The following is a 12,451-nucleotide window of genomic DNA, read 5'->3' as shown; positions in this document are numbered from 1 at the left end:
ATGCCTTCCTTAAGCTTGAGACCCTGTTGAGCAGGGAAGCAGCGGATAGTTGCAAGAGCAGACAGATTCTAAATAAATAGAACAGAACTTGCTTTGTTGATAGTTGAATATTAGTCAGCAATACTATAATTCGCTTTACTTATTTTTTAAAATACCTCTTAAGATACATTTACTAAATCAAAAACTTTTGTCAAATACTGACCAGAGCCTTGGCTGCCTATTAGTATGGAAAGCTTTCTACTATTGTTACAGTCGAGCAATGATCTTGGCATTTTCTGGTAGTTTGGCCTGTGTTTGTCCAACGGCACGCGCCCTGGCTGTAAACAGACCAATGGGAGTATTTAATAAATCTACCAGAGTAGCTTGACCCGCGATCGCCTTCCTAATATCTTTTGGTAGTTCTTTCAATAACCAACGCGCTAAACGATATCCGCATTCACCAAGTGTAATATCTCGCATTAAATCTACACCATGCAGTTCGTGTAAATAGCGATTGGAACGCCCATAACGCCGCCACTGACTTTGCAGTTCCAAAAGTGTCGTGCGGTGGCGGTGCTGGACGATGGCATTGGGGGCAAATTCCAAACGCCCAATGTTTTCGGCCAAAATCCGCCAGCAAATGTCTGCATCGCCACCAGTGGTAAGATGGGGACGAAATAAACCCGCTTTTTCTAAGGCGATACGGCGAATTGCCAAGTTAGCGGTTTGTCCATAGGGACGAAAGGAATGGCCAAGGGTGTGTTTTTGCGACAGAGTTTCTTCACGGTCTGCGTGTTGTTCTAACAAAGTTTTGCCTGGTAGTGCCAAAATTTCCCCGGCAACAATTACCACTTCCAAGTTGACAAAAGGCTGAATTAATGCATTTAGCCATTGGGGTTGGGGACGACAATCTGCATCAGTAAAAACTATAATTTCGCTTACAGCCGCACGAATTCCAGTGTTACGAGCAGCGTAGGAGCTTTGAATTTGATTTTCGCTCAAGGGGCGAATTGTAATTGGGCAATTTTCGGCAGTTGTTTTGAGAAAATTGAGAGTGCGATCGCTACTGTTATTGTCCACCAATAAGTACTCTACCCGATCTTTTGGGTAAGTTTGAGATAACAGACAATTGAGCAAATCTGGTAAATCTGCCTCGCCGTTATAAATAGGAACAACCACCGATACCATTGGCAAAAAGCTGGTGGCGGTGGTTGCATCAACTGGCTGATAATTCATAAATTTGAGATTTTGGTGATGGAACTACTAAATAGTATTCCCAATCCAAATCGGAATTCAGGAGTCAGGAGTCAGGAGTCAGAATTCAGGAGTCATATCATGTCTGGTTAAAGACTTATCATTAAGGCAGCAGAGGGGCAGAGGGGCAGGGTTTTTGGGTTTGTGCATAGATTCGGGAATCATAACTAATTAGCCAGACATGATATCAGGAGCCAGAATTCAACAAGCAAAGCTAGAGAAGCTTTGCCAAGGCGTCATATAGCGGTTCCCATTCAGATGGGGTACAGTATGATATCGCCAGGTGTAGGGGCACGGCATTGCTGTGCCCCTACAGGTGTACCTTTTCAGGCCAGGAAACGCTATAATTAAACGCTTTTATTCTTTCATTAATTAAGACTCTCAAATATTGCTGAATTCAGAATTCAGAATTCAGAATTCTGAGTTCTGTTCATCCTAAAATTTCAAATCGCCAGCGCGGACGCTCATGGGTTGATTAGTTTGATTGATTGGCGGTTGGGCGAAGTTGTTACCTGATAGAATAGCGATCGCTCTGGCATATTGGGGATCGCTCTTAGTTCCGATTAAATCTGGATTAGAAGCCAACTGACGCTCTTGTGCCTCTGTCAAGTCTAGCTTGATATCTGGCGTAATCCCTTTATGGTTGATATCGGTTCCCGCAGGGGTGTAGTAGTGAGCAATGGTGACTGCTAGGCCGGAACCATCCGCTAGTTCATGGACTGATTGTACTAAGGCTTTGCCAAAGGTTTGACCGCCAACAACTACCGCTCGCTTATTATCCTTGAGTGCGCCTGTGAGGATTTCGCTAGCACTAGCTGAATTACCATCTACCAATACTGCCAAGGGACGATTTGTTAAGGCAGTGCGATTGGCTTTAGTTTCTTCAGTGCTTCCTACACGGTCTACAGTCTTAACAATACCGCCGTCATTATACCACATCCGAGCAATTTCAATGCTGGCTTGTAACAAACCCCCGGGATTTCCCCGCAAATCTAACACATAAGAATCAACTTTCTTACTGTTCAAATCGCGGATGGCTCGTTGCATTTGCTCTGCGGCGTGGGCGCTAAATTCCCGCAAACGGATGTAGCCAACGCGGCGATTTCCTTCTTGCCTGAGGGTGTAACGTACTGTTGGTACTTCAATATTTGCTCTCGTTAGCTTCAGTTCAAAGGCATTTTGCCCCGCACGTCTGAGCCGTAGGCTGATGGGAGTACCGGCTTTGCCGCGAATTAGTTTGGAGGCGTCATCCACTTTCATTTTGAGAGTGGGTTTGCCGTCAATGGCCACAATTTCATCGCCTGCTTTGATTCCAGCTTTCAGCGCCGGAGAATTCTCGATGGCTTCGACAACAGTCAGGCGTTGAGTTTTTTCGTTGACTTCCATGCGGACGCCGATACCAGAGACTTCTCCAGAGGTTTGGCTAGTCAGGGCTTCAAACTGTTTGGGGTCCATGAACCGAGTGTAAGGATCTCCCAAGGTTTGTAAAGCTTCGCGGATAGCAGCATAAGCTTCTTCACGAGTGGAATAGTCTTTGCTCAACAAGCTTTGCCTAGTTGCTTGCCAGTTTTGTTGATTAAATTTGCCATCAACATATTCGTGATTCACCAGTTGCCAAACTTGGTCAACTATCGCTTTTGGGCTGTCTTGTAGACTTAGGGCTGCACGTACACCGCGAGTCCAAGCAGAACCGAACACAGACATGGTAGCAGTCGTAGCGATCGCTCCACCAATCAAGGCTACTTGGAGCGGCGAGTAACTTTTCGCAGATTGGTTCATGTATATTAGCTGGAATAATTGTGTTGTTGACAGTTTAGCAATCAGGCTTTCTAAAAATTTTTAAGTTTTTATACCCCAAACTCAGCTATGCTTTCTCGATCCTTTGGCATTGTGATAATGCCGAAAATACTGCATTAGTTATTAATAACCATTTCTGAGTTTGTTTGCCTTCTCCGGAAGGCTATACTGACGATGTGACACTTCGATCGCCGTCATCTTTGTACCTTAGATTACTTTTATAAGATAGCACTTCGATCGCTTAATTGCAGTGATCTTGGACAGTCATCAAATCGGCTTTTTTGATATCAGTCATGAAACATAAATTTATTATCAAATCATTAATTTCCATTAAAAAAAGTTTGGTTAATCGGTGGCAATTGTTACAAAAACTAACTCTTGGATTGTGCTTTGTTTTGGGTGCTTGGTTGATTTTTACCACTATAACCTTAGTTTTTGCTTCTTTGCAGCCAGTGGATGCCTTCTTTGTGCTTGGTGGGAGTATTCGTCGAGAAACATATATTGTCCAGCAAGCAAAACAATACCCGCAAATCCCAATTTTAATTTCTCATGGTTCACCAGATCCTTGTATATGGTTAATTTTTCAGCGGGAATCCGCAAGCCTAGAAAACGTTTGGTTAGAAAAGTGTGCAAATTCTACCTTTGAAAATTTTTATTATAGTATTCCTCTGCTGCGTAAATGGGGTGTACATAAGGTAAAACTTATTACGTCTCCGACTCATTTACCAAGGGCTAAATGGATGGCGCAGATTCTTTTGGGCGCTCATGGTATTTGGGTAGAGCCAGAAATCGTTCGAGAGTTGGGTGTTCCTGGTAATCATGAATCTTGGCTCAAAACTGGACTAGATTTAACCCGCAGCTTATTTTGGGCGATTTTAAGTCAAATTATTGAACCACAATGCTCAAATATCATCAAACTTAGTCAAGTAGATATGCCAGATTGGCAGAATCGAGGTTTTAAGTGCGAACATCAAGGGGGAGTGGGGATAGATGGGCAGGGGGGCAGGGGGGGGGGGGGGCAGGGGGGGGGGGAGGCAGGGGAGGCAGGGGGTGCAGGGGGAGAAATAAGCGATGACAAAGGACTTTTGGTTTTTGGAGCGATGCCTTCTGGAGCGAGACGCACTCGGGTTCGGCGGGCTTTACCTACGCTGTCTCCTTCATTCCCCTCATTTCACTCCCCACTTTCCATTAGGGTTGATACCGTAGGCTAAAATAAAAGCCATCATCTTGAGCGTTATTACCGCGATCGCTCAAATCGATAAATGGAAATCCATAATCAAGTCGTAAATTTAAATTATCAATACCAAAGGCTTCATTCCACAATAATCCTAAGCCTGCACCGATGAGAAAAGTTTGATCGGGTAGGGAATTCGGATTATTAGACTTATTCCACACAGATCCCATGTCAACAAATGGTGCTACTTGAATCGTCGATAATCCAGACTCATTACGCTGCATTGTGATTCTATCTTCGATCGCCACACGAAATCCATTGTCACCTGAGCGGACATTCTGGCGATATCCTCTGACTGATTGTCCGCCGCCAATGACGAATTGCTGGGAAGGTAAGAGGCTATCTGGTGTTAGCTGCAACTCTGCTTGGACAATCAATAATTGATCGTTGCTGAGTCGCTGTACGCGCTGTATTTGACCTAGCCAACTGAAAAAGCGACCGTCGGGTATGGGGTCATTGTTGATCGTGGCGTCTAAGATGTCAATGCCAAAACTAAATTGCGATCGCAAGAACCAAGCACCTTGGGGTTCACGTCTGATATAATCTTGACCAAACTTAATTACGCTGGTACGGCTAACTCCATTGGCATCGGGACCGACACCAAAGGGGGTTGCAAGGTTATCGAAGAGAAAAGTTTGACCATCTTGATAGGTAAATCCTAAAGATAAGGCAAATTCTTCTCTTGGCGATCGCATCAATGGTTGGCGGTAATTGATTTCATAAAGATCCTGGTTTGCCCGAATGCCAAAGGCATCGAAGGGTGCTTCAGTGATTCTGTTACGATTAAATGCAGCTCTAATTTGCACCTTGCCATCCATAGCATTGACAGGAACCTGATACCTAAAATCAAAGATATCGGAACCACCAGTGAACGAGTGAAAATAAGAACCTGCTAACTCATCCCCCATCCCAGTTAAATTTCGATGACGCAGTTCAACACCCAATCTTTCTGCACCAATACTGGGAGGCGAATAATTATCTACACCCAAGCTACCAGTTAAAGGATTTGCCTCTTCAACTCTCACAACCAGAACGCTTTGACCAACTTTACCCGTGGGACGCAGACGCGCTTCCACATTTGTAAACAGGGGATCGAGTCGCAATAGCTTTAGTTGGTCTTCCAACTTACCAATATTCAGAGGAATACCAGCACCTAATTCGATACGACTGCGAATATAAGATGGGTTTAATCGCCGCGTTCCTTGGATGTCTATCTCTGCTAAACGCCCCTCAATCACCCGAATCACCACAACACCATCCGCACTACTAGGTTGCTGAGTCTCTGGAATCGCTCTGGAATTGAGATACCCTTTATTTAGGTAAAGCTGGGTAACGGCGTCTGCTGCTTGTCTGATTTCTTCTAAAGTCAAGTCTCGTTCTTCAAACGGCTTGACAACTGCATTCAAGTCATTTTCACTAAAAACTGTGCTATCCGTAACCTGGATTTTGCGGACTCGAATGCGTTCTGGTGGCGATGATTCGGGGTTTGGTTGTGGTTGATTAGGTTCAGTTCCCGGCGAAGGTTCTGTTTCCTGTACGATTTGTAACTCTGGGTAACTACTATTTGATGTCGAAATATCGGCTGTAGCTCTAAGTCCGTTGGCACTTAGAATCCAGAGGACGGGCAGAATTAACAAGCCACACTTGAAACTGAAACTGTGCTGATTCCATTTAGTATTTGCCAGACTTTGCCAAGCGTCTAACTGATGAGAGAGATAGACAATTCTTGGCTGAGTCACTGCTTTCGGCTTAACACGAGTTTCTGTTCCTTTTGTCATTTCTTTTCGTTAGAGTGCCCGGTGACTGGGGAGTGGGGAGATGGGGGAGATGAGGGAGATGAGGGAGATGAGGGAGATGGGGGAGATGAGGGGACAAGGTGACTTGAGTAGGAACTTGCAACAAGTCTTTCCCCTTGTCCCCATTCCCCATTCCCTATTCCCCACTCCCTTTTTATGGATGCATGAATATTTGAATATCATATTTTTGACATTCCAATTTAAGAAAATTTGTAACTAAAAAATAATAAACAGCAATGATTACCTAAGTGAAAGCCCTTAACACTATATTCTGGTAACAGGTAGAAAACTTGGGATTACTTCGATGTCACCACTGATTTCCATTGTCATCGTTAATTACAACCGGGAGGCTTACCTTCAAGAAGCGATCGCCAGTGTCTTAGCGCAGACATGGCAAGATTTGGAGCTAGGAATTTGGGATGATGGATCTTGTGATGAATCAGTGGCGATCGCCAAAAGATATGCTCAACAAGATGGACGAGTCCGGGTAATCCAAGGACACCATCAAGGAGTTGCTGCGGCTTGCAAAGCAGCAATTAACGAAACTAGTGGCAGTTACATCGGTATAGTTGACAGTGATGATATCCTCGCCCCTACGGCCTTAGCCGAAACCGCCGCAGTTCTGAATCGCCACCCAGAAACGGGATTTGTTTACACTGACTATTTAAATATCGATGCAGACGGCAAAGTTCTTGGTTATGGCGATCGCTGTGATATCCCCTACTCAAAAGAAGGTCTGTTGGTAAACTTCATGACTTTCCACTTCCGCCTCATGCGTCGTTGTATTTACGACCAAGTGGGGGGTGTCAATGCGTCCTTTACTGGTACTTCCTATGATTACGATTTGTGTTTAAGACTTTCCGAAATTGCCCCGGTACGCAGAGTTAAACAGCCTCTATACTTCTACCGAATTCATTCCGAAAGCATCTCTGTTACTAAAAGAACAGAACAAATACTCTGGTCAAAAAAGGCGATCGCCCAAGCACTTTGGCGACGCGGATTAGCAAATAAGTTACAAATCGATGTAGAATTGCCCGCAGGTCGCTTCATCTTGCGGCGCAAAAAAGAGGCACAGGGGCAGAGGGGATGGGGAGCAGAGGGGAAAGAAGATCTTTCTTGTCAAAAACTTTCACTGTCTAGCATTGCCGCTTCTCTACTAGTTATTGCCCCGCTGCTCGGTGGCATCAGTCCCACCCAAGCACAGCAAATTGTTCCTGCTGCCGATGGTACAAACACAATTGTAACTCCCAACGGCAACCGACTTGATATCACCGGCGGTACAACTTCTGGTGATGGTGCCAACCTCTTTCACAGCTTTCAACAGTTTGGGATTTCACCAGAACAAATCGCCAACTTTCAAGCCAGCCCAGCGTTGCAAAATATCCTTGGTCGAATTACGGGTGGTAATCCTTCCATCATCAATGGCTTAATTCAGGTGAGTGGTGGTAGCCCTAACTTGTTCTTGATGAATCCAGCCGGATTTATTTTTGGAGCAAACGCCAGCTTAAATGTACCTGGTGCTTTCACGGTGACAACAGCCAACGGCATCGGTTTTGGTAGCAGTTGGTTTAATGGTATTGGTGTTAATGATTACATTAATTTAGTGGGAAACCCCAATGGATTTGCCTTTAGTACTAGCCAGCCAGGGGCGATCGTCAATGCTGGAAATTTGGCAGTCGGTACGGGGCAGAATTTGAATTTATTGGGTGGTACGGTGGTAAACACCGGGCAAGTTTCAGCACCAGGAGGACAAATAACTGTCACATCCGTACCCGGTCAAAATTGGGTGCGTCTCAGTCAGCCAGGAAATGTGCTGAGTCTGGAAATTCAGCCCCTCGTCTCTAGTAGTAACCAACCCAATAACTGGACAATTCCCATTGCATCTTTACCAGAATTGCTCACAGTCGGTAACACTAACACCGGGTTAACTGCCAATGCTGATGGTACTGTACAACTAACAGGCTCTAACGTCAAAATTCCTGCAACTCCAGGTACAACAATTGTTTCTGGCACAGTGGATGTATCAAGTCAAACAGGCGGGACAGTGACTGCTTTGGGTACAAAAGTGGCGGTGATTGATGGCAATATTAACGCCTCTGGAACAAATGGTGGCGGTACGGTACTAATTGGTGGCGATTACCAAGGTAACGGAACTTTACCGAATGCAGAGCAGACTTATGTTAACTCCAACTCCACGATTAATGCCGATAGCAATTTGAATGGAAATGGCGGACGGGTGATTGTTTGGGGGAACGACACAACCCAATTTTTTGGTAACATTTCAGCTCGTGGAGGAGCAAATGCTGGCAATGGTGGTTTTGTCGAAGTATCGGGCAAAAATTTCTTGACCTTCAACGGTGTGGTAGATACTTCAGCCGCCAATGGCAGCTTTGGTACATTATTGCTAGACCCCAGCACATTGACTATTATCGATGGTGGAGCAGGTACTTTTGATGCCACAGCTGGTAACATTGCTTTTGGCGATGCAGATATTGGGGGTAATACAGTTTCATGGGGTGCGATCGCCACTTCAGGTGCAAATATCAACTTACAAGCCACAGGCAATATTACCATCAATGACATCACCGGAGCGACACCTGGAGTCACTACCGCCGCTGGTGTTGCGACATTAAACTTGGGTAGTGGCGGTAGCTTTAGCCTGACCTCACAAACCGGTTCTGTAAACTTTGTCGATCCTACCAACACAATTGTCACAACTGGAGGAGCAATAAATATTTCTGGAGCCAGCCTATCACTAGGAAATCTAGACACAACTGCTGATTTCAGTAGAAGCGGGGATATAACCTTGTCTGGGAGTGGCAACATTAGTGCAGGCAACATCATTGCCAGTGGACAGGGCTACTCAGCAGGTAATGTTCAAGTCATAAGCAGCAATGGTGGAATTACTCTGAATCAGATCAACACCAGCGATAGTGGAGGGGTTGGCAATGCCACAGCTGGGACGGTGACTTTGACTGCGGCAGGCAATATCTTCACTAATGCGATCGATTCTTTTTCCAATGATGCTGGTGGCTTAGGTACTGGTGGCGATGTACAAGTAACAACCACCGCAGGTAGTATCACCACCGGGGCAATAAACTCGTCTCTAGTCAAGGAAGGAGGTGGCCAATTTACTGGCACGGCTGGTGCGGTCACCTTAACTGCCACAGATAATATCACTGTGAATGGAGGTATTAATACCTCAGCCAGCACCACCGGAGTGGATGGTGATACAAGTGCTACAGGCGGTGCAGTCAGCTTAAGCGCTACAAATAATATTACGGTGAATGACGCTATTAATGCTTCAGCGATCGCCACTGGATTTGATACAGAAACTGCGACAGCTGGCGACGTTACCCTACAGACTAACAGTACCCCTGGCAGCACAATTCGTTTTACGACCATCAACACACAGGCAACAACCCAGGCTGCTGGGCCAGCCACTGGTGGCGATGTGCAAGTGCTGACAAATGGACTGGTTCAAGGAACAGGGACAATTTTTGAGGGAGAGAACGATACCGGTATCACCATCGCTACCGGCGGAATTTTGGATTTTGGAGAAGGAAGTTCTAGCATTGCCGGAGGTACTGTCACAATTAGACATGATGGTGGCCCAGACAATGTTGCATTTACTGTACCTGATGGGCCGGGTATCAATGGCACACGTGGAACAATTAACACTGGAAATGGTCAAAGCATCGGTGGTTTTGTGAGCTTTCCAGTCTTGCCAACTGGCGGAGATGCCACTGGCACGCCAGCCAGCATCACCATTACATCCGTAAATACCCCGCCTACACTGACAACAAACACGCCCCTTTCATCCAATGCCCAAGTCAATCAAACCTTGAGCTTCACATTTACAGCCAGCACTAGCGATGTCAATCTAGATAATACTACCGTTGTCATTGATGCCATCCAGGCAGGAACCTTGAGGCGAGGCGATACGGTTTTAGCTGCGGGAGACACATTAACTATAGGTGAAACATTAAATTACACACCACCAACTGATAGTACAGGGCTAATCAATGCATTCACACTTAGAGCGAGCGATGTTGTTTCATCCTCAGAACCTGTACAAGTAGCAATTAACGTGAATGTGCCTAATGTTCCTGATGTCCCCGATATTCCTGATGTTCCTGATGAGCCTAATGTCCCCGATGTTCCTCCCTGCTCATTCCAGTGCAATCCAGGTAACCCAGGTAACCCTAACCCTGGCGATCCTAAGATTGGTGACCCTGTAATTAATACCAATCCTACTCCCGAAGATAACTTCACAGATGATTTTGGCAATTATTTAGGCATACCCAATCCCAAAATTAAAACACTAGATGATGCCAAAGAAATTGCTAACAAAATTGAAAAAGCTACTGGTGTAAAACCTGCATTTATCTACCTTAGTTTTGTCCCTGTGGAGATTATACCAGAGAGAACTAAACAGTTGAATACCCTAGCAGAACAGGATAGCGATCAACTGGAAGTAGTGGTAGTCACTGGCAAAGGTGACCCCATTCGTAAGCGTATCCCAGAAACCACCAGAGCCAAAGTTTTACAAGTAGCTCAAGAATTTCGTGACCAAATTGTAAGTCCACAAAACCGTCGCCGCACTGGTTATTTGCGTCCATCTCAACAACTTTATCGCTGGATAATTGCACCACTGGAGGCAGATTTACAAACGAGAGAAATTAACAATTTAGTCTTTTTACCAGACATTGGTTTACGTTCAACTCCAATGGCAGCGCTTCACGATGGTAAGCAGTTTCTGGTAGAAAAATACAGCATTGGCTTGATGCCAAGTCTCAGCTTGACCAACACCCTCTACACAGACATTAGAAAATCTCAAATTTTAGCCCTGGGGGTTTCTCAGAGTACTCAAGGGCAAGATCCTTTACCAGCAGTTCCCGTGGAGATTTCAACATTGGTATCCAAACTCTGGCAAGGCAAATTGTTGTTAGACAAACAAGCCACCTTAGAAAATCTCAAAAGTGTTCGCCGTCAACAACCTTTTGGCATTATTCACATGGCAACCCATGCCGATTTTGCGACCGGTGGCTTGAGTAATTCTTATATTCAACTGTGGGAAGACAAGTTACGCTTGAACCAGTTACGGCAGTTGCGGTTGAACGAACCCCAAGTAGAAATGATGGTGTTGAGTGCTTGTAGGACAGCCTTGGGGGATGAAGAATCAGAACTTGGGTTTGCGGGTTTAGCAGTGCTGGCAGGTGTGAAAACTAGTGTTGCCAGTCTTTGGTCGGTTAATGATTCTGGTACAGCAGCATTAATGACCAAATTTTATGAGAATTTAAAGACAGCTCCGATTAAGGCAGAGGCTTTGAGACAAGCTCAAATAGCTATGGCCAAAGGGCAAATTTACGTCAAGGATGGTCAAATCCAAGGTTTGGGAGCAGTCGGGAACTTGCCTTTGCCTGCTGAAAGTATTGATGAAGCTGATGAATCACTGATGCATCCTTATTATTGGGCTGGATTCACAATGGTTGGCAATCCTTGGTGAAGCAGGAACTATAGATAAACGTATTTTTATCACAATGGCACGAGTGCAACTTGTTTATCCTAAAATCCCAGACAGCAAAAATTGTCCTTGGGAGCGGTGTATAGCTTTCGAGAAATATGATGGTACAAATCTCCACTGGGTTTGGGATTTGGAGCTTGGGTGGTATGCCTTTGGTACACGTCGGGATCGTTTTGATTTGGATGATATGGGAATTGGACAATTTAACGAAGCACATCCCGGTTTAGAAGAAGCTCCTGAGATTTTTAACAGAGACTTTGCTAACTCTTTAAAAACAGTATTTCAAGAAAATTTAAATTATCAATACCCAGAAATTACTGTGTTTACAGAGTTTTTTGGGAATAACTCCTTTGCAGGAATGCATCGAAAAGATGACCCAAAACAACTAATTCTCTTTGATGTACAAACTGATAAATGTATTATTAGTCCCGAACAATTTATTCGAGATTTTAGTCACTTAAACATTGCACGGGTTGTCTATCGTGGTAAATTAACAGGTCAATTTATTGATGATGTTCGAGAAGGTAAATATGCTGTAGCTGAAGGTGTTATTTGTAAAGGAGGCGGCAGTAAGAGTAATAAGCTATGGATGGTGAAAATAAAAACGTATTCTTATATGAAGAAATTACAGCAAGCTTTCAAGGATGATTGGAAGACATATTGGGAATAAGGTAACAATCCTTGAGAGGATGTTTGAAAAGTCATGATTGATGTATCAAATATTTTTTACCCCACCCTAACCCTCCCCTTATAAAGGGGAGGGAACTAGATTATTTTCCGGTTTCCCCCCAATACATCGAGGGGATTAAGGGGGGTAATCATTCTATTAAAATCACAGCCAACCACTATTCAAACATCCTCTCA

At 44.7% G+C, this 12,451-nt stretch carries 5 protein-coding genes and 1 pseudogene; 3 read left to right on the top strand and 3 right to left on the bottom strand.

What is annotated here, in order from left to right:
* Nucleotides 1-246 precede the first annotated feature (246 nt).
* On the bottom strand, nucleotides 247-1,215 hold the full coding sequence (locus tag IQ276_RS09945; protein WP_193916476.1) for a glycosyltransferase family 2 protein: 969 nt from the start codon (nucleotides 1,213-1,215) through the stop codon (nucleotides 247-249).
* Nucleotides 1,216-1,668: 453 nt separating this feature from the next.
* Complete coding sequence (gene ctpB, locus IQ276_RS09940) at nucleotides 1,669-3,012, bottom strand: carboxyl-terminal processing protease CtpB (protein WP_190875692.1); 1,344 nt, start codon at nucleotides 3,010-3,012, stop codon at nucleotides 1,669-1,671.
* 311 nt (nucleotides 3,013-3,323) lie between these two features.
* Here ctpB and IQ276_RS09935 point away from each other — a divergent pair.
* A pseudogene (locus IQ276_RS09935) lies at nucleotides 3,324-4,016 on the top strand (YdcF family protein); the annotation flags it as partial.
* Between the two features lie 202 nt (nucleotides 4,017-4,218).
* Here the strand turns inward: IQ276_RS09935 and IQ276_RS09930 are convergent.
* Nucleotides 4,219-6,042: a ShlB/FhaC/HecB family hemolysin secretion/activation protein gene (locus tag IQ276_RS09930; RefSeq protein WP_193925564.1), complete on the bottom strand. Its 1,824-nt coding sequence runs from the start codon at nucleotides 6,040-6,042 to the stop codon at nucleotides 4,219-4,221.
* A 322-nt stretch (nucleotides 6,043-6,364) separates the two neighbouring features.
* On the opposite strand from IQ276_RS09930, the gene IQ276_RS09925 reads away from it, so the two are divergent.
* Together IQ276_RS09925 and IQ276_RS09920 are read left to right on the top strand one after the other, a co-directional pair.
* On the top strand, nucleotides 6,365-11,569 hold the full coding sequence (locus tag IQ276_RS09925) for a CHAT domain-containing protein (RefSeq protein ID WP_235115558.1): 5,205 nt from the start codon (nucleotides 6,365-6,367) through the stop codon (nucleotides 11,567-11,569).
* On the top strand, nucleotides 11,553-12,257 hold the full coding sequence (locus IQ276_RS09920; RefSeq protein ID WP_228043436.1) for an RNA ligase family protein: 705 nt from the start codon (nucleotides 11,553-11,555) through the stop codon (nucleotides 12,255-12,257). The genes IQ276_RS09925 and IQ276_RS09920 overlap by 17 nt, the downstream gene beginning before the upstream one ends.
* The last annotated feature ends 194 nt before the right edge of the window (nucleotides 12,258-12,451 follow it).

The sequence above is a fragment of the Desmonostoc muscorum LEGE 12446 genome (assembly GCF_015207005.2).
Taxonomy (GTDB): Bacteria; Cyanobacteriota; Cyanobacteriia; order Cyanobacteriales; family Nostocaceae; genus Nostoc; species Nostoc muscorum.
Note: the sequence above shows the minus strand (reverse complement) of the source record. Positions and strands in the feature narration are given on the sequence as shown.